The sequence below is a fragment of the Streptomyces sp. PH10-H1 genome (assembly GCF_030063355.1).
Taxonomy (GTDB): domain Bacteria; phylum Actinomycetota; class Actinomycetes; order Streptomycetales; family Streptomycetaceae; genus Actinacidiphila.
On sequence record NZ_JASISZ010000014.1, the window covers coordinates 62,050 to 78,245 of the forward strand.

Here is a 16,196-nt window from a genome sequence, read left to right on the forward strand (position 1 = left end):
CCATGGCATGAGCGCCACCCCGTACTACGCCGACGATCAGGTTGAGCTGTACCTCGGCGACTGCCGGGAGATCATCCCCGCACTCGGGCTGCAGGCGGATCTGCTCGTGGCCGACCCGCCGTATGCCGAGACGTCCCTGGCGTGGGACCGGTGGCCCGACGGGTGGCCCGCCCTCGCTGCTACCGCCGCGAGCAGCATGTGGTGCTTCGGGTCGATGCGCATGTTCCTCGACCGGCGCGACGACTTCGGCCAAGCGGACTGGAAGCTTTCGCAGGACATGGTGTGGGAGAAGCCGAACGGCACCGGCTTTACGACTGACCGATTCCGCCGGGTGCACGAATTCGCCCTGCACTGGTACCGCGGACAGTGGCGATCAATCCACCACGACGTTCCCAAGCAGGTCGTGCGGCAGGCCACGAAGACAGCGCTGCGCACCGCGAAGCCACCCCACACCGGCGACATCGGATCAGCGCTCTACATCGACGACGGATCACGCCTAGCCCGCTCAGTTGTGAAGGTCGCAAACATGCACGGGCGCAGCCTCCATCCTACGGAGAAGCCGATCGGGATCCTGGACCCGCTGATCCGGTACGCGTGCCCGCCCGGCGGTCTGGTCCTCGATCCGTTCGCCGGGTCCGGCAGCACCCTCGACGCCGCCCGCCAGGCCGGACGCCGTGCAATCGGCATCGAAGGCCACGAGCCGTATGCGGAGGCCGCGGCCCTCCGTCTGTCGCACGCCACGCTTGAGTTCGGGGACGTGTCGTGACCCCCCTCGACCGCCTCCTCGCCGAGTCCATCCCCGACGGAACGTTCGGCGGCGCCCGCACCCCGGCCGCCCGTCCATCGGCCCCGCGTCGGGCGACGACCGCCCTCGAGGCCGCCGCTCACTACCGGGCCCTGGAAGCCGCCCTCGACGAACGCGCCCGCCCCGCCCGCCGCCACCTGCACGCCGTGCCCAACCGGAAGGCCGCCGCGTGACCGGGACTAACTCCGCGACGGGCACCTGCCCGCACGGCCACGACCGGGCCACGAACCTGCGAGTCCGGGGCGACGGCCGCCGGTACTGCCGTGCCTGCCACCGGGCCGAGTACCGGGCCTGGTTCCGCAAGCAGTTCGACCTGAAGCACCCGGGCCACCCGTTCACGCTGACCGCGCACGGGCACCGCCGGTGCCAGGTGTGCACGGTGCTGCGGTCCTCGGTCGACACGGTTGCCGTCGAGCGCGCTGCAGCGGGCGATCCGCCCGCCCGGCTGTACCCGGCTGAGCGTGAGGCCGCGGTGCTGCGCCTGCGCCGCCACGAGCTGCCCGTCCCGGTGATCGCGGCCCGGGTCGGCTGCTCGGAGCGCACCGTGTGGCGGATCTTCGCCCGCACCGGCTCCGGCCAGTACGGGAGCGCCGCCTGATAGCCCGCCTCATGACCCACCGCTCCTCCGCGTACACGTCGTCCCGCCTCGGCGTCGTGGCTGTGACCTGCGGAATTGTCCTGATCGTAGCGGGCGCGCTGTGGCTCGCACGCTGAATCCCGTACCGCCCAACCCGAAGGAGAAGCCCGTGAAAACCTGCGACAACGCATCCGTCGGCGTGATCATCCAGAACGCCGACGGCGACTACCTGATGTTCAACCGGGCCACGTTCCCGCCCGGCGTGGCACCGGCCGCCGGTCACGTCGACGAGCACGGCACCGTCGAGGATGCCGCCCGAGCCGAGGTGCACGAGGAGCTGGGGCTGACCGTCGAGTCGCTGCGCCCGATCGCCGACGGCTGGCGTGACAACCGGTGCCGCCGCAACCCCGGGCCGCGCGGCGTCGGCCACCAGTGGACGGTCTTTCACGCCACCGTCACCGGCGACCTGAACCCGTCGACCCGGGAGACGGCAAACGTCCGCTGGATCCCCGCCGCCGACCTCCAAGCCTTGGCCGACCGGACGTCGGCGTATGCCCGCGGCGGGCTCACCAACGAGGAGTTCGCGGCAGCCCCCGGCATCGAACCCGTGTGGATCACCTGGCTCTACGAGGTCGGAGTCATCCACCTCGAGATCGGCGAACTCACCCGCATCGACCGACTGGCCGCGGCCGGCGGCAACCCGAAGGAGTCCTGATGTCGTACCCCGAGTACCTGACCGCCGAGGAAACGCTGGCGAAGGCGAAGACCGGCCTGGGCCTGCCGCCGATCGTGGTCCTGTGTGGCTCGACCCGGTTCATGGACGAGTTCGCCGACGCGAACCTGCGGCTGACGGCGCGCGGCCGGATCGTCCTGTCGGTCGGCTGCAACATGAAGGTCGAGCACGAGCTGTGGGCGGACCCGGAGGACGCGGAGATCCTCAAGGTGCAGCTCGACATCCTGCACCGGCGCAAGATCCTGCTGGCCGATGAAGTGCTCGTCGTCGGCGACTACGTGGGCCAGTCCACCCGCGGCGAGATCGACTACGCCAGGTCGCTGGGCAAGCCGATCAGGTTCACGGACGCAGGGCTGGCCGCCGACTTCGACGGCGAGGTCCAGGCGTGACCGGCGTGACGCCGGCCCAGTTGGCGAATCTCGTGGACCGTGCGGCCCGGCACCTGACGGCAGACGAGGGCGCGCTGCTGCGGGCGGGGTTCGCGGCACTGGACTCGGCGCGGCGTTCGGCAGGCGGGTTGACCGAGGAGAACCGGCGGCTGAAGGGCGAGGTGCTGGCGCTGCGTCGCCGGGCCGAGCCTGCGGAGGCGGCAGTTGCTGCCGTGTCGGTGCAAGGGCACGTCTGGGCGGCGTTGGTTCCGCCGGGCGGCTGGGCCAGCGGCCCGCTGGAGGAGGTGGCGGCGAACGTCGGCCGCTTCCTGATCGAGCTCATGGCCCGCAGCGGCTCTCAGGGCCCCGCTGAGGGCTTGGGTGCTCCCGAGCCCCGGGCGACGGGCGTTCGGCCCCCCAGAGCCAACGTGGCGGCCTCTGGGGGCTCGCATGGGTGACATCCGATCCTCCGATCCCGCCGACCGCTACGAGCCGAGCAGGCGCCCTCGAGGCCGGGTTCGGTCGTTGACGCCGGATCAGCAGGCGCTGGCCGACGACCTTCACGTCCGGGCCCTGTCGATCCGAGCCGCATCCGACGGCGAGGTGTCCATCACGGACGCCGTGCACTTGGCCGCCGTACAGCTTGGTCTCGAAGCACCCCAAACCCCCACAACCGGGAGCGACTAGCCGTGAGCGAATCTTCCGTAACCCCCGACCGTGCCCCAGGAAGCCACTGGACGGCCCCTGGAGACGACGAACCCCCCGCTGCCGGAACCGAGCGGCACCCCCACCCCCCGTTCGGCGCTCACGCGGGCGCACAGAGCCTCGCCCACCCCGTGACCCCGATCCGGCACGACTGCACCGGCCGCCACTGGCCGTGCCCGTGCGGGCATCTGACGACGGCGTGGACCGGGTGGGGGGCACGCCTCGGCCGCTGGTGTCATCGGCTCGGGTGCGATGGGTCGGCGTCATGAGCCGCCCACGGCAGACCGTCGTCGACGAGATCCGGGCCGCCGAATTCCAGCTGCGGAACCCGCTCCATCTCCCCGGCCTGACCATCCCCGTCGACTCCGACCTCGGGGCCGCGCTCGCCGACTGGCTGGACGCCGAAGCGACCCGGCTCACCACGACCGCGCACCCCGACTGGCACGAAACCGTCGCGCCGCACGCCATCCGCATCGCCCGCCTGATCAACCAGTAGGACCACCCCGCCCATGCCCGGCTGCACCTCGCGGCCGGGCCACCGGAAGGACCAACGTGCTCGCTCGCTTTACGTGGCAGCCCGACGACACCGACGGCCCTGAAACCATCACCGTCGATCTGCCCACCGAACGCATCGAGGAGATGCGCCAGCTCATCGGCACTCCCGCCTGGGCCAACAGCGAAGCGGCGACCTGGATCCCCTGCCGGACGGGGCCCGGAGCCCCCGTGAAGAAGTGGCTGTTCCGGCTAGCCCGCATCACCGCTATCACCCCGATCGACCCGACCCCGTGACGGCGTGTGGTGAGGCCGGCCTCGAGCCGCCGCCCCGACCCGATCGCCGTCCCGTGTACGGGCGGCCGGTCGACGACGTGCCGCTCCCCGACGTGATCAACCCCGACAGCCTGCCCCGCGACGAGAAGAGCCAACGATGACCGACCAGCCCGAAGCCCGTCCCGCCCGAGACGAGTACGTCATCGAACGCCTCCTGACGAGCGGCCGGTGGCTCGTAGAAACCGAAGATCCCGCAGCCACTGCACAGCAGGCCGAAGCCGACGCGGCGTGGTTCATGGACTCGCGCTCCGAGACGACCTACCGCACCGTCCGCCGGACCATCACCAGCGTCGTCATCGCGGTGCACCCCGGCTGCGCGTCGAAGGAGAGCCGATGACCGACCAGCCCGCCATCCCGTGCAGCTTCGCCCTCCTCCAGCGCCCGCACGTGGCCCACGAATGGCACGCCCAGCCCGGCATGGACCCCGTCGCCTGCCCGGGGGTGGACCCAGCCGTGACGGGCGGACCTCTGCGCGCGGTCGACGTCCTCCGGTCGCCGGAGATGGCCGCAGCGGTGAACGCTCGGCTCGCCCGGACAGCCCCGGATAACCCGGTGGCCAGCGGAGACGCGGCGGACAACCCGGGCGCCACGTCGGCTGTCACGATCACCGTCCACGCCCCGGACGTCGACAACGCCGAACGCTGGGCGGGGTCGATCGCCGACCGGATCCGCGCCGAGTTCGCGGACTCCATGCTCCTCGCCATCGACGTGAGCAGCCCCGCGCCCGGGGCCATCTACTTTTGCCCGACGAGCGGCGACGTGGAGTCGCCCATCCACGGCGGCTTCGACACCTGCTGCGACCGGCCCGACCTTCACCGCAGCCTGCGAGCCGAGCTCGCCGAAGTCCTGCACGCCACGGGCGGCCCGTTCGCGAACTGCGAGGCCGAAGACCTCGCCGACGCCGTCCTGGCCGTGCTGCCGCCCCAGCCGGATCGTGCGCAGGCCGCCATCGAGCAGCTGCAGCAGCAGGTGCGGCGGCGGGACGAGACGCTCGCCGAGATCCGGGAGTACGTGCAGACCAGCAACGACGACGGGGTCGGTACCCGATGGATGATCCTGCGGATCCTCGGCAAACCGACCGGCGCCACCCCGCACCAGACGGAGGCCGGCCAGTGAGCACCATCGTCCCTGCCGTCCTTCAGGCGGTTGCCCTCCTGGCCTTGACCGGCGTCCTGTCCCGCTGGCACCGGCACTGCGCTTACCTGCGCTCGGAGCTCAACGCGGCTGGGGGCCGGGATGGGTGGCAGGTGCGGTGTGATCACTGCGGGCGGCGGCTCCGGGACGCGGCGACCGTCACGCACAGCCAGACCACGGCCAGCAGCACCGGCACGACCACCGTCACCCGCAGTTGGCATGCCGACCGACCCGCATGCTCCGCCGCCGCCGATACAGCCGGGCAACGGCCGGAATGGGCCCGCCCGTGACGGCTGACCGGCATCCCGCTGACCGGGGGCGGGCATGCGGAAACACCGCACCAGGGCGGGGGTGGGAGGCGGGGTCGGGCGGGTCAGGAGGAGGCGTTGCGCTTCTGCGCAGCCTCGGCCTCGCGCTCGGCGTTCGCGGCGGCCAGCCACTCGTCGACCTCGGGCCGCTTGATCGCCTTGGCATTGGGTCGCCTGAGATACCAAGCGATGAAGTCGCGGATGACGACCGAGCGGTCTCGTGTACCCACAGCGTGTTTGAAGTCGCGCCACTCTTCGGGATCGATTCGGAAGCGGCTGATGGGCGTCTTCGGCACGTTTGGCATGCGGGAACCGTACAGGCGTGTCGCCACACCTGGCAATGGGACGGGAGTCTGGGTGTAGCCACATGATTCTTTGTCGAATGCCTTGCGGTGTGGCTACACCTCTCGATACGGTGTGGCTACACCAAACGAACCGCAGGGGAGAACGACATGGCCGCGACGATCACCGCCCCGATCCGCACTGTGTGGACGTACAGGGTCAACGGCGTGGTGATGGGCACCTACGCCGAGGACTACGCCCGTGGCATGTACGAGACCCTGGCCGCCCTCCACCCCGCCTCCCGCGTCCAGTTCATGCGGTTCGACCACTACGCATCGGACTTCGCCACCACCGGCAAGAACTGGACCAGCGTTCCCACTGTCGTGGCAGACACCCACCCGGAACCCGCGCCGGAGCCGCAGAAGGAGAGCACGGCAATCGAGCTGCTCGACCCGAAGCGCCCCTGCCGCCGCTGCAAGGCAACCGGTACCTTCCACCTCCCGAACGGTCCCGTCCAGTGCCGCAACTGCACCGGCACGGGCAAGGTCCCCTCGGCTCGCGACCGGCGCCGTATCAAGGCCGCTGACCGCAACTACTACCGACTCATCAAGGTCATGTACGCGCGAGCCGAAGAGCGCGACGGCCGCCGTTGCGGCGACATCGACTTCACGGCCCACCAGGGCTTCAGCCTGCTGGAGCAAAACGAGCGGCACCGCCTTCCGGCCCTGTTCCGGTCGCTCGAAGCCGGACGCGTCGATGACGTGATCGACATGCTCATCGCCTACCGCAACGCGCACACCGCCTGACCCACCCCCGCCCGCCCCTCACCCGGGGCGGGCCCCGCACCCACCACCCGCACACCGCACCGCAGGGGGAACCAGATGCGCGCCTCGATCCGCTTCATCCGCCGCACAATCACCGCCGCCCGCCACATCACCCAGGCCCTGGTCTCCGCGATCCGTGGCCACCAGTTCCGGCTGATCGCCGACCTGTACCGGGCCATCGACAACGGTGCAGCGGTCGCCATCAGCTACACCCGGTCGGACGGCGAACAGTCCACCCGGACCATCGAGCCCCGCGCACTGACCCTCTCCGCCGCCGGACACGTCCTGCTCCGCGCCTACGACCGGCGTGACGCCGAGGACACCACGTTCCGGGTTGACCGGATCACTGGTGCCGACTTCGCGAGGTGCGCGTAGACCAACTCCACCGCCGCCCAACTCGCACTCGTCCAGCAAGGAGACGTCATGGACCGCATCGTCATCGACCAGGCGAGGATCCGCATCGACCCGTCGATCAAGGTCAAGCCGGGGTGGGAGTTTCCTCGCCCGTTGACGTGGTGGCAGCACATGATCCCGTGCTGGCTGGACGCTGCAGAAGACGCTACGGGGCACATCGTGCTCAGTGCGAGTGGGCGCAGCGCAGACGGGCGCGTGGAGGAGCTGTCGCTCGCGATGATCCGGCGCGACATGAGGCAGGCGCAGGTGTTCCTGGACAGTCGACGGTTCCTCGATTTCTCCGACGCCATCGTCGCGGAGGCCGCGTAGCCCAACTTCACCGCCGAGCGCACCACCACCGCACCCCCGCCGCTCCCGCCCTGGGAGGAGACGGCCGCAGAGGTCGCCGCCTGGGACCGGCAGTGGGGCGACCGCGACGACGACACCGACGACGAAGGCTGAGGAGCCGACCATGACCCGCCAGACGACCGAACCCCTGGACGTCCTCAGCCTTTCGACGGGCGACCGCCAGATTCACGAGCTGGCCCGGTCCTTCCGGGAGTCGTTCGGGATCGAGATGAACCCGCCCTACCAGCGCGGCCGGGTCTGGACGCTGGACCAGAGGATCGCCCTGGTCCGCTCGTGGCTCACCGGGACCCCGACGGGCGTGGTCATCCTCAACGACCGCAGCGCGAACCTGATGGCCAAGCGGGACGACAACGCCCCGATCTATGCGTGCATCGACGGGCAGCAGCGCCTGACCACCGCCTACGACTGGTTCGACGACCTGTTCGCCGTGCCCGCCTCCTGGTTCCCGGCGGAGGACGTGACCGCCACCGAGGCGACCGACGACGGAGCCTACGTCCGCTGGTCGGGCCTGAGCCTGGTCCGGCAGCGGCACTTCAAGAACCGGTCGCACCTCACGGTCGCCGTGGCCCACGTCGCCACCGTCCAGGAGGAAGCGGCCGTGTACCTCCTCGTCAACGGCGGCGGCACCCCGCAGACCGACGCGGACATGAGCAACGCCGCACGCATCGCCGACCGCTGAGCCCGGCCTCTACGACCGCGACGACGAACCCGCAGACGACGAGAACTGAGGAACCCACCGTGCAGGACTTGACCCCGGCCCCGGCACCCGCCGCCGAACTGACCGCAACGCTCCTCGTGGGCTCGTTGGCCTCCCGGTGCAGCAACTGCCGGATGGGCACCCTCATCAGCGGCGTCACCCACCACCGCGACGTGTCGGGATACAGCCCGCAGCCCGGAGCAGGCTGCGGGGCCCGGTTCACCGCCATCGCTGCTGAGGGGTGGGCCGCCACCGACGCCGAACTGCGGGCCCTGCGCCCCGACCTGCCCGTCCGCGCCTAACCCCCACCCCGCCTCCCTGCTGCCGGATGCCACCGGCCGGCAGCAGGGCACCCAACCCGAGGAGCCCCGCCCCGTGATCCGCGAGACCCGCTTCCTGATCTCCCACAAGTCCTTCGCCGTCGACCTGTCCACCTTGACCGGCGAGCAGCACGAGCGCGGCGACCGCATCGCCTACAGCGGCCACGTCAGCGCCGTCTGGTTCCGCCGGAAGGACGGCACCACCCGGGCGTGCCTCGGAACGCTGAAGCTGTGGAGCCACTACCTGCCGGCTCCCCTGGATCTCACCGATCCCCGCGCGGTGCTCGCCGCTGACATGGACGGCCGGTACGGCGGCGACTGCCACGGCCGCTGGGACGGTGAGCGGTACTGGGGTGCGCAGGAGCCGTTCACCATGGCGCTCCACCTGACCTTGCTTGAGCCGATGCTCGACAACTACCCGGCGATACCCGAGGACCACGACGGCTGGTGGCGGTTCTGACCATCCCCCCGTACCCCGCGCCGAGGTCCCCCCGCTGGCGCGGTGGCGTCCCCGATGGGCGCCAACCCCCGGCCGTCAACACGGCGGCCGGGGGACCCGAGACGAAGGAGCAGCACCATGCAGACCACCGCAGCAGCCGACGAAATCCGCGCCAAGATCCGGAAGTTGGTCCACCTCGCCCGAGGCGGCTGGACGTCGCCCGCAATGAAGGACGAGGAGGCGCAGCAGGTGTACGACGCCGTCCGAGCCGCCGCCCTGAACGAGGCCATCGAGGCGGCCCGCACCGAGTACCTGCACGACGACACCCGCACGTCGGAGGACCGCGCCTACAACCAGGGCGTGTCCGACGCCGTCGCCGCCATCGGGGCACTGCTGGAGACGGCGGCAGCCACCTCGGCCGATGCCAACCCGATCACCGAAAGCTGAGGAGCAGCACCGTGAGACTCCGCCAAGCCCAGGCGATGCTCGACATCGCCACCCACCTCGAAGCAGCCAGGCTGGGTTTCATGACCTGGCCGTTCGAGCCCGACGACCCGGACACTGCCGACCCGACCGGCGACGACTACCTGACCGGGTACGTAGAGATCAACGACCCCGACCTTCGGAACAGCGCCACCCGGACGTACAACCTCGACATCAAGGTCGGCCCGGGCCCGTTCCAGATCACCACGCGCCTCGTCTACGGATACCTGGGCGACCCGGACGCCGTGGTGCTCGTGCAGCGCACCGACTCTGTTCGCTCGGGCGACGACCACTTCAAGCCGGGCATCGGACAGGAGATCGCCGCACTGATGATCGCCAAGATCCGACAGAACGAGGCGCCCTACGGGGCCGCGTACCGAGCCCGCGCAGGCAAGGCGGCCACCTCATGAGCGGCATCGGCCAGGACCCGGAGGAGACCGCGGCGGAGCTCGACGAGCACGGCGAGCACGCTGGCGCCGACCTCATGCGGGAGATGGCGGCGGAGATCGAGCGGCTGGAAGCCCAGCGGTCAGCGCTGCTTCGGGAGGCCGCAAAGCCGCCGGAAGTCCTGCCCTGCGCCTGCTACCCGAACCCCGCCGCCCACGAGACCGCGTGCCCGCAGAGCACGCCGACCGAGGGCTGAGGACGACCATGCCCCGCTGTGACGTCACCGACCTCGACACCAGCATGTGCGCCCACTGTCTCGGCCACGCCGACCCCGAACAGCAGGCCAAACGCGTCCGTGCGCGCCTGCTGGCCTCCGGCCGCTGGTTCCCAGCCCTGTACCCCGGCACCTGCGAGCACTGCGGTGAGCGCTTCGAGCCTGGCGCCGCGATCCGCCTGGAGATCCCGCAGGGCTGGTGCGCCGAGTGCTGCGCCGAGTCCACCCCGTGACCTCCGCCCCCTACGGCACCGCCCCCTGCCCGGCCTGCGACCTCCCGCACCCGCTCACCAAGCGCCGCCGGATCAGCCGGCACCCGTGCGGGCTGCCCGTGACCGTGCAGGGGTGGGGGCAAAGGTGCAGGGGCGCGGGACGGGTGCCGATTACGAACGAAGGAGCAGCAGCATGAACCGTCAGATCTGGTTCAACAAGGCCGGCGAGCCCATCGACGCCGGAACCGCCAACGACCTGCTCGGTGACCGCGACTACGCCCGCGTCGCCCTCGCCCGCGTCACCAGCAGCAGCGACCCGGGCATCGACTACCGGATCTCCACCGTGTGGCTCGGCCTGAATCACAGCTTCCTCGGCGACGGGCCGCCCATCCTCTTCGAGACGATGGTGTTCGGCGGCGGCGAGGACCAGGACCAAACGTGCTGGCGCTGGACCACCGAAGCAGCAGCCGTGGCCGGGCACGCGGAAGTCGTGGCCACCATCGCCGCGACCGTGCCCGACGACCAGGTCCGCGCGCTGGACGGCTGGCCCGTCAACCTGACCAAGGAGCAGCAGTGACTGCCCTCCCTTGTGCCGACCACGAGACCGCGTGCCCGCAGAGGACGCCGGACGAGAGCTGAGGAACCATGAGCGACACCGATCTGGACATTGACCACCTGCTGCCCGGCCCCTGGCACGAGCTGACCGTCACGGCCGAGCAGGTCGATCTGGCGCACCCCGACGACTGCCCGCACCCCCGCTGCCAGATCGGCCGCAACCCGGACTTCTTCGCCGTCGGCCTGCCCGTGGGCGTGTACCGGGCCCGGGTGTCCGGCTTGGGCGCCGAGTATCAGCACGCTGACGGCAGCCCCGTGGACGGTCGCCCCGCCCGCCTCGACCCGATCCCGATGACCAAAGCCGCCGCCGAGCGGTATGCGGACCTCGCCGACGAGGCCCTCAACGCCTACTGGCACCAGGACCAGTGCAACTGCGACACCTGGCCGACGTCCTGCCACAGCGGCTACACGCCCGGCCAGTGGGACACCAGCGCCTGGTACGCCGCGCTGCCCGTGCTGATCGCAGCAGTGCGCGCCGACCTTCGAGCCGAGAGCAGGGACCATGCCTGACACCACCGATCCCGAGTTCGGCAGCCCCGACTGGGAACTGGCCACCTCCCTCCAGACGATCCGCGACACCAAAGATAGGACCCTCGGCTTCGAGGTGCGCGACGCCGTCGCCCGACGCTACGAGCGCCTTCACCGCCAGGCGTTCCACGGCTCCCGCTTCACCGCCACCCCCGCCGAGGTCGACGCGCACCTGCGCACGGTCCTCGCCGAGGACACGTACCTGCGCTACCAGCAGGCCATCGGGAACGCCGCGGTGACGGAAGCAGTCGCTGAGATCCGGGAGGAGACCGAGCGGCTCAAGGCGCACCAGGTGCTGGAGCCGGACAAGTTCCGGCCCTGCCGTGACGCGGCCGACCAGATCGACCCCGCCCAGGGCGGCGGCCCGTGGCCCGGGAAGATCGTGCAGATCGGGGAGCAGCGGTGAGCCCGGCGCCGTGCATCCACGAGCAGCCTGACGGCGGCCACCGGTTCGAGATCCAGCCGCAGCCGCAGACCTGGCTGCCCGGGAACCCCGTCATCCCCGGCGCGATCTGGTGCTGGAGTCACCGAGACTGGGAGACCGTCCCAGACCCCACCGCGGCGACGATCCACTACGCCGACGGCAACACGGTCCGCCTGTACGCCTGGGAGATCCAGGAGCAGCACGGCAACGTCGTGGTCCAGGGCCACGTCACCCCGGGCAGCCCGTGCCCTCGCGTCGGCCCCGCTGTGCCGGTCCGTCGGCTCGATCTGCCCGGCCGCGGTGCGCTCGCCGACCTCGTCGCCGCGGTCACCGTGTGGGACGAGGGCGACGCCGTTGTCCTCGGCATCCGCTTCCAGATGGAAGGACCTCGCACGTGAGCACGGACAGCACCGCCCTCGGCGACCGCATGAAGGCCTACGAGGCCGTGACCCGCGCCCTCCTCCCGCGCCGCACGCACACCCTGATCCGCGTCGACATACGCGCAGCTCACTCCTACCTTCGGGGTGCCCAGAAACCCTTCGACGAGGCGTTCATGGCGGACATGGACGCAGTCGCCGAAGCCCTCTGCGCGGAGATCTCCGGCGCAGCCTTCGCGTACACGCAGTCCGACGAGATCAGCATCCTGATCACCGACTTCGGCAGCCTGGGCACGGAGCCGTGGTTCGGCGGGGTCGTGGCGAAGCAGGTGTCGATCTCCGCGGCCCTGGCCACCGCCGTCCTCAACGAGCGCCGGTCCGGCCGCGCCCTGTTCGACTCCCGGGTGTTCACGATCGCCGACCCGGTTGAGGTCGCGAACTACTTCCTGTGGCGGCAGCGGGACGCCGTCCGCAACTCGATCAGCATGGCCGCCCAGGCCGTCTTCTCGCCGAAGCGCCTGCACGGGGTGAACTCCGGCGGCATGCAGGAACTCCTGTGGGCCGAGGCAGGCATCAACTGGAACGACTACTCCGACGGGTGCAAGCGCGGCCGGGTCACCGTCCGGCACACCGGAGAGCGGGCCGTCGAGTACGTCGACAAGCGCAGCGGCGAGACCGTGTCCACCACTGCGGTCCGATCCTGGTGGGAGACAGCCGGGGCGCAGCACTTCACCGCCGAGCCCGGCAGGTGGCTGGCTGGCGTCATCCCCGCAATGCCCGCGCTTGCTGCGTAGCCGCCCACCCCGCACGACGAAGCCCCCAGCCGGATCACACCGGCTGGGGGCTCACTGCTGTGTGCGGGCTGCCCGTCAGAGGTCGATGACGGCCCACCGGCGGCGGCCATCGGGTGCGGTGTCTGTGCCGCAGCTGGACGCGCCGAGTTCCGCGAGACGCGGCAGGACGGCCTCGTCGCCGACCGCGAGGTCGGGTTGGTGGCTGAGGACCAGGATGAGGGCCTGGCGGTTCTGGTCGGCGAGGTGGACGCTGACGCGGGTGCCGCCGTCCCCGACCGCGGCGTCGACGAGGAGTGCGGTGACGTCGCCCGCAGCGGCGTGGTTGGCGCCGTATCCCCAGTCGCGGAGTTGGGCAACGACGCGCCGGCGCGCCTTGAGGGCGGACCAGGGCTGCGCTTCAAGGGGCCAGTTGACGCCCTGCCGGTTGGTCATGGTCACGTCCCGTCGGCGCGTCCGGACGATGGTGCCGGCGGGAGGGATCGGCGGGCGCGGGGGCTGGACCGGCTTCTTGGGCGGTGGCGGCGTCTTCGGGGGGTAGTCCGGGATGTGATCGAGGGACGAGTGCACTACAGCCTCCCGAGGCCGGACTAGGGACGGCCCTGGCGAATCGGGACGTCGCACTTATGGGTCCACCATGGCACTACGGGCCGGGCGGCGCACTCGAACATGTGACGCGTCCGGTCGGTCAGCCGAGCAGCGCCTCGTACCGCCGGTTGCTAGGCCGGGCCCCATCGGCGCCGACGACGGCCTCCCACTGTCTGCACACGCCCGTCACGAGCGCGGCCACCGCGGCCGGGTCGGCGCCCTTCCACGCGGGGAACTGGTCGGCCCAGCCACGCGCGTACCCGGCGCTGCAGTCGGCTTCCATCAGCCGGACCGCTGTGAACGCGACATCCACCCACGCGGGCCCGGCGGCGGGCATCGCCCAGTCGATCAGGTGCGCGCGGGTGGGGGTGATCAGCAGGTTGTGCGGGTTGGTGTCCGTGTGCAGCAGCGCGTCGCCGTCGAGGAGGCGCAGCTGCTCGGGGGACACGTGGCCGGCGTACCGGTCCGCGAACCGTGGCACACCCGCGGGCGCCGCGATCCCTACGGCGGTCTGCAGCGCCTCGGCGACCAGCGGCAGATCCGGGGACCCGGCCGCCAGGTCAGCGTGCCGTCCGTCCACGTACTCGAAGCCCAGCAGGTCCCAGCCGGCGACGGTCACCTGCCACAGCAGCCGCGGGCCGACGGTGAGCACCGCGGCGTTGACGGCTGCCTCCATGCGCTGCCCCGCCCGCTCCTCGGACCGGTCGACGGGTACGCCCTTGACGAACGTGCGCCCGGCCGCCGAGGTGAGGACCATCGCGGTGTGGCAGGTCAGACCGTCCGCGACCGGGGCGAAGCCCGTCACGGTCCCGGTCTCCGCCGTCACGGCGGTACGTACAGCAGCGGGCAGGTCCAACCATCCGGTTCTGGTCACGCTCACCAGCGTCCCGGCCCGGCAGGGGCGCACGCAAGGCCCCCGCCGGACTGCTCGCGGACTACTGCGTGGCGCCGCACTTCCGGCAGCGGTTCGCGCCGCTCCACTGCACCCACTCGTGGTCGCAGTCGTCGCGGGCGATCCGGTCCTGGTCGATCTCGCCGATGGTGATCGTCGGGCGGTCCATCGTTGCGGTGCTCATGGCGCCTCCTTGGGTCGTACCGGCCCGGGGTCGGTCCCGGGGCCGTCGTGCGGCGGTGGCGGTCAGTCCGCGGCCGTCATGCGGCGGTCGTACTGGTCGCACTCGCAGTCGCAGTTGTGGGACCGAAAGCACGGGCAGTCATCGCAGCAGTAGTGACCGCCGCACTCGGTGCACCGCGAGCCGTTGCAGTCCTCACACGCGTCATCCATGGGTCTCCGCCTTAAGGATCTGCTGCGCGGCCTGAAAGGCGGCGATGGTCATTGGGTGGTGCATGACCCGCGTCTTCCCGTCCAGGTCCGGGTGCCGGTCGTTCTGCCGGTCGCACGCCTCCGCGTCATCGGCTGCCGCCCGCAGGACTGTGGCGAACGCCCGCCCCACGCCCGGGTGCATCCCAGCGATGTACAGGGCGGTATACGGCGGGATCTGCTGCCCGTCGAATGTGCGGGCGACGACGTAAGGGACGCCGATGTTGCTGATCGTTTGTGGGTAGGGCCGTGTCTCTTCGTTGTCGATGTACCAAGGCCCCCGGTTGTCACCGAGCGCCGCCACTCGATCGTCCAACACATCAGCAGCACGGCGCAGGAACGCGGCAGGGGACTCGGCGGGCGCGGTCACGATGCCGCCCCGGCCCCGTCGTCCTGCCCGAGAGCGGTGGTGCGCTCGAACGCCACCCCAACCCCCGCCCTGTAGCCGCTCTTCCAGGCGTCGCTCGCCTTCGGGTCCGGTTCGCCCATCAGCGCGGTCAGCAGGGACTGCCGCAGCCCGAGCAGTACCTCGGTGCGAGCGGCGGCGACCTGAGCGGCCAGCCGGTCGCGGTCGGCCTCCATCTCCTCGGCCTTCGCCTTCCACGTCTCCCGCCCCGCCTCCAGCTGCTCCACGTACCGGTCGCGGACAACCCCGACGTCCTTGGCGAGGGACTCGGCGATCAAGCGGCGCCGCTCCGGGTTGTCGATGACCATCTGGAGGGTGGCGTCCAGGATGTCCGCCCACCGGGTGTGCAGGATGTCGACGGGGGCGGTCATGACGCCTCCCCGCGCGGTGCCACGGTCCACCCGAAGGGCAGATCCTCCCCGTGGGGGCCGGGCGTGAACGCGGGCACGTACCGCAGCAGGTACCCCTCGCCGTCCTCACGCCGCCCGCCGCCGTGGATCACACCGCCGGTGTCCAGCGTGGCGACGGGCTTCGCGCCGAACTGATCGCACAGGGCGGTGATCGGGTTGAGCCCGTACTCCTCCAGCCGGTTCAGCGCATCGGCCACGTCCTGCCAGAGGGCGGACTCGATCGCGTCGTACATGCGGGTGTCGAGCTCGGTCTTCATGACGCCTCCCGCTGCATGGGCCAGCCGGGGGCCGCCCGCATGCGCTCCACGTCGATGTCGATGAAGCCCAGCTCCAGCAGGTGGAGCAGTACCTCGGTGACCTGCATGCGGGTGATGTTCGCGCCGGTCTGACCCGGGCTGCTGTACGGCCCGTCGTCACCGAACGTCCAGTCGTCGGCGGCGGGCAGGCCGACCCGAAGGAGCTGAGAGAACGGGCTGCCGTCGGAAGTGTCCACGGGGATGCGGGGGAATGGGTCAAGCGTGCGTGCGGGAAGCGGCGGCTTGTGAGTCACGGTTTCTCCCAGTTTGTGTACATCCAGTATCCCGCGAACTGGCCTTGA

33 protein-coding genes are annotated in these 16,196 nt (G+C 70.9%); 25 read left to right on the plus strand and 8 right to left on the minus strand.

Annotation, left to right across the window (positions count from 1 at the left end):
• Nucleotides 1-7 precede the first annotated feature (7 nt).
• From QMK24_RS11935 to QMK24_RS11980, 10 genes are all read left to right on the plus strand, one after another.
• Complete coding sequence (locus QMK24_RS11935; RefSeq protein ID WP_349307810.1) at nucleotides 8-766, plus strand: DNA-methyltransferase; 759 nt, start codon at nucleotides 8-10, stop codon at nucleotides 764-766.
• Nucleotides 763-978, plus strand: a complete 216-nt coding sequence (locus QMK24_RS11940; protein ID WP_283465547.1) for a hypothetical protein — start codon at nucleotides 763-765, stop codon at nucleotides 976-978. Before QMK24_RS11935 ends, QMK24_RS11940 begins: the two co-directional genes overlap by 4 nt.
• Complete coding sequence (locus tag QMK24_RS11945; protein WP_283465549.1) at nucleotides 975-1,403, plus strand: helix-turn-helix domain-containing protein; 429 nt, start codon at nucleotides 975-977, stop codon at nucleotides 1,401-1,403. The genes QMK24_RS11940 and QMK24_RS11945 overlap by 4 nt, the downstream gene beginning before the upstream one ends.
• Before the next feature lie 148 nt (nucleotides 1,404-1,551).
• Complete coding sequence (locus QMK24_RS11950) at nucleotides 1,552-2,097, plus strand: NUDIX hydrolase (protein WP_283465551.1); 546 nt, start codon at nucleotides 1,552-1,554, stop codon at nucleotides 2,095-2,097.
• Nucleotides 2,097-2,504 carry a hypothetical protein gene (locus QMK24_RS11955; RefSeq protein ID WP_283465553.1) on the plus strand — a complete coding sequence of 136 codons (408 nt, stop codon included), beginning with the start codon at nucleotides 2,097-2,099 and terminating at the stop codon, nucleotides 2,502-2,504. The genes QMK24_RS11950 and QMK24_RS11955 overlap by 1 nt, the downstream gene beginning before the upstream one ends.
• Nucleotides 2,501-2,941 carry a hypothetical protein gene (locus tag QMK24_RS11960; RefSeq protein WP_283465555.1) on the plus strand — a complete coding sequence of 147 codons (441 nt, stop codon included), beginning with the start codon at nucleotides 2,501-2,503 and terminating at the stop codon, nucleotides 2,939-2,941. The genes QMK24_RS11955 and QMK24_RS11960 overlap by 4 nt, the downstream gene beginning before the upstream one ends.
• A 512-nt stretch (nucleotides 2,942-3,453) precedes the next feature.
• Nucleotides 3,454-3,684, plus strand: coding sequence for a hypothetical protein (locus tag QMK24_RS11965; protein WP_283465558.1), 231 nt, complete (start codon nucleotides 3,454-3,456; stop codon nucleotides 3,682-3,684).
• Nucleotides 3,685-3,740: 56 nt separating this feature from the next.
• Nucleotides 3,741-3,977: a hypothetical protein gene (locus tag QMK24_RS11970; RefSeq protein ID WP_283465559.1), complete on the plus strand. Its 237-nt coding sequence runs from the start codon at nucleotides 3,741-3,743 to the stop codon at nucleotides 3,975-3,977.
• A gap of 136 nt (nucleotides 3,978-4,113) precedes the next feature.
• A complete protein-coding gene (locus QMK24_RS11975) occupies nucleotides 4,114-4,353 on the plus strand; it encodes a hypothetical protein (protein ID WP_283465560.1) in 240 nt (79 codons plus the stop codon).
• Entirely contained in the window at nucleotides 4,350-5,132 is a 783-nt protein-coding gene (locus QMK24_RS11980) for a hypothetical protein (RefSeq protein WP_283465562.1), read from the plus strand. Before QMK24_RS11975 ends, QMK24_RS11980 begins: the two co-directional genes overlap by 4 nt.
• A gap of 391 nt (nucleotides 5,133-5,523) precedes the next feature.
• On the opposite strand, the gene QMK24_RS11985 is transcribed toward QMK24_RS11980, so the two are convergent.
• Nucleotides 5,524-5,763 (minus strand): hypothetical protein, encoded by a 240-nt coding sequence (locus QMK24_RS11985; protein ID WP_283465565.1) that lies wholly within the window; start codon nucleotides 5,761-5,763, stop codon nucleotides 5,524-5,526.
• A 147-nt stretch (nucleotides 5,764-5,910) separates the two neighbouring features.
• Here QMK24_RS11985 and QMK24_RS11990 point away from each other — a divergent pair, with 147 nt between their 5' ends.
• The 15 genes from QMK24_RS11990 to QMK24_RS12060 all read left to right on the plus strand — a co-directional run bounded on the left by QMK24_RS11990 (nucleotide 5,911) and on the right by QMK24_RS12060 (nucleotide 12,876).
• A complete protein-coding gene (locus QMK24_RS11990) occupies nucleotides 5,911-6,546 on the plus strand; it encodes a hypothetical protein (RefSeq protein WP_283465567.1) in 636 nt (211 codons plus the stop codon).
• Nucleotides 6,547-6,621: 75 nt separating this feature from the next.
• Complete coding sequence (locus QMK24_RS11995; RefSeq protein ID WP_283465569.1) at nucleotides 6,622-6,939, plus strand: WYL domain-containing protein; 318 nt, start codon at nucleotides 6,622-6,624, stop codon at nucleotides 6,937-6,939.
• Nucleotides 6,940-6,987: 48 nt separating this feature from the next.
• A complete protein-coding gene (locus tag QMK24_RS12000) occupies nucleotides 6,988-7,287 on the plus strand; it encodes a hypothetical protein (RefSeq protein WP_283465570.1) in 300 nt (99 codons plus the stop codon).
• Nucleotides 7,288-7,429: 142 nt separating this feature from the next.
• Nucleotides 7,430-8,005 carry a DUF262 domain-containing protein gene (locus tag QMK24_RS12005; RefSeq protein ID WP_283465572.1) on the plus strand — a complete coding sequence of 192 codons (576 nt, stop codon included), beginning with the start codon at nucleotides 7,430-7,432 and terminating at the stop codon, nucleotides 8,003-8,005.
• A gap of 59 nt (nucleotides 8,006-8,064) precedes the next feature.
• The gene (locus QMK24_RS12010) at nucleotides 8,065-8,325 is read left to right on the plus strand and encodes a hypothetical protein (protein WP_283465573.1); all 261 of its coding nucleotides are present in this window, start codon (nucleotides 8,065-8,067) and stop codon (nucleotides 8,323-8,325) included.
• 73 nt (nucleotides 8,326-8,398) lie between these two features.
• The gene (locus QMK24_RS12015) at nucleotides 8,399-8,803 is read left to right on the plus strand and encodes a hypothetical protein (protein ID WP_283465574.1); all 405 of its coding nucleotides are present in this window, start codon (nucleotides 8,399-8,401) and stop codon (nucleotides 8,801-8,803) included.
• 117 nt (nucleotides 8,804-8,920) lie between these two features.
• Nucleotides 8,921-9,229, plus strand: a complete 309-nt coding sequence (locus tag QMK24_RS12020) for a hypothetical protein (protein WP_283465575.1) — start codon at nucleotides 8,921-8,923, stop codon at nucleotides 9,227-9,229.
• Between the two features lie 11 nt (nucleotides 9,230-9,240).
• Nucleotides 9,241-9,675, plus strand: coding sequence for a hypothetical protein (locus tag QMK24_RS12025; protein WP_283465576.1), 435 nt, complete (start codon nucleotides 9,241-9,243; stop codon nucleotides 9,673-9,675).
• Nucleotides 9,672-9,908 carry a hypothetical protein gene (locus tag QMK24_RS12030; protein ID WP_283465577.1) on the plus strand — a complete coding sequence of 79 codons (237 nt, stop codon included), beginning with the start codon at nucleotides 9,672-9,674 and terminating at the stop codon, nucleotides 9,906-9,908. Before QMK24_RS12025 ends, QMK24_RS12030 begins: the two co-directional genes overlap by 4 nt.
• Nucleotides 9,909-9,916: 8 nt before the next feature.
• On the plus strand, nucleotides 9,917-10,159 hold the full coding sequence (locus tag QMK24_RS12035; protein WP_283465579.1) for a hypothetical protein: 243 nt from the start codon (nucleotides 9,917-9,919) through the stop codon (nucleotides 10,157-10,159).
• Nucleotides 10,160-10,331: 172 nt separating this feature from the next.
• Nucleotides 10,332-10,715, plus strand: coding sequence for a hypothetical protein (locus tag QMK24_RS12040; protein WP_283465581.1), 384 nt, complete (start codon nucleotides 10,332-10,334; stop codon nucleotides 10,713-10,715).
• Between the two features lie 68 nt (nucleotides 10,716-10,783).
• Nucleotides 10,784-11,263, plus strand: a complete 480-nt coding sequence (locus QMK24_RS12045; protein ID WP_283465582.1) for a hypothetical protein — start codon at nucleotides 10,784-10,786, stop codon at nucleotides 11,261-11,263.
• Nucleotides 11,256-11,687: a hypothetical protein gene (locus tag QMK24_RS12050; RefSeq protein ID WP_283465583.1), complete on the plus strand. Its 432-nt coding sequence runs from the start codon at nucleotides 11,256-11,258 to the stop codon at nucleotides 11,685-11,687. The genes QMK24_RS12045 and QMK24_RS12050 overlap by 8 nt, the downstream gene beginning before the upstream one ends.
• Nucleotides 11,684-12,103: a hypothetical protein gene (locus tag QMK24_RS12055; RefSeq protein WP_283465584.1), complete on the plus strand. Its 420-nt coding sequence runs from the start codon at nucleotides 11,684-11,686 to the stop codon at nucleotides 12,101-12,103. Before QMK24_RS12050 ends, QMK24_RS12055 begins: the two co-directional genes overlap by 4 nt.
• Entirely contained in the window at nucleotides 12,100-12,876 is a 777-nt protein-coding gene (locus QMK24_RS12060; protein ID WP_283465585.1) for a tRNA(His) guanylyltransferase Thg1 family protein, read from the plus strand. Before QMK24_RS12055 ends, QMK24_RS12060 begins: the two co-directional genes overlap by 4 nt.
• Before the next feature lie 75 nt (nucleotides 12,877-12,951).
• Here QMK24_RS12060 and QMK24_RS12065 read toward each other — a convergent pair whose 3' ends face one another.
• The 7 genes from QMK24_RS12065 to QMK24_RS12095 form a co-directional block, all read right to left on the minus strand.
• Nucleotides 12,952-13,308, minus strand: a complete 357-nt coding sequence (locus tag QMK24_RS12065; RefSeq protein ID WP_283465586.1) for a hypothetical protein — start codon at nucleotides 13,306-13,308, stop codon at nucleotides 12,952-12,954.
• A gap of 253 nt (nucleotides 13,309-13,561) precedes the next feature.
• Nucleotides 13,562-14,335 carry a phosphotransferase gene (locus QMK24_RS12070; RefSeq protein ID WP_283465588.1) on the minus strand — a complete coding sequence of 258 codons (774 nt, stop codon included), beginning with the start codon at nucleotides 14,333-14,335 and terminating at the stop codon, nucleotides 13,562-13,564.
• Nucleotides 14,336-14,396: 61 nt separating this feature from the next.
• Complete coding sequence (locus QMK24_RS12075; protein WP_283465590.1) at nucleotides 14,397-14,537, minus strand: hypothetical protein; 141 nt, start codon at nucleotides 14,535-14,537, stop codon at nucleotides 14,397-14,399.
• A gap of 201 nt (nucleotides 14,538-14,738) precedes the next feature.
• Entirely contained in the window at nucleotides 14,739-15,152 is a 414-nt protein-coding gene (locus tag QMK24_RS12080; protein WP_283465592.1) for a hypothetical protein, read from the minus strand.
• The gene (locus QMK24_RS12085; protein ID WP_283465594.1) at nucleotides 15,149-15,559 is read right to left on the minus strand and encodes a hypothetical protein; all 411 of its coding nucleotides are present in this window, start codon (nucleotides 15,557-15,559) and stop codon (nucleotides 15,149-15,151) included. Before QMK24_RS12085 ends, QMK24_RS12080 begins: the two co-directional genes overlap by 4 nt.
• On the minus strand, nucleotides 15,556-15,855 hold the full coding sequence (locus QMK24_RS12090; RefSeq protein WP_283465595.1) for a hypothetical protein: 300 nt from the start codon (nucleotides 15,853-15,855) through the stop codon (nucleotides 15,556-15,558). Before QMK24_RS12090 ends, QMK24_RS12085 begins: the two co-directional genes overlap by 4 nt.
• Nucleotides 15,852-16,091 (minus strand): hypothetical protein, encoded by a 240-nt coding sequence (locus QMK24_RS12095; RefSeq protein WP_283465596.1) that lies wholly within the window; start codon nucleotides 16,089-16,091, stop codon nucleotides 15,852-15,854. Before QMK24_RS12095 ends, QMK24_RS12090 begins: the two co-directional genes overlap by 4 nt.
• Nucleotides 16,092-16,196 lie beyond the last annotated feature (105 nt).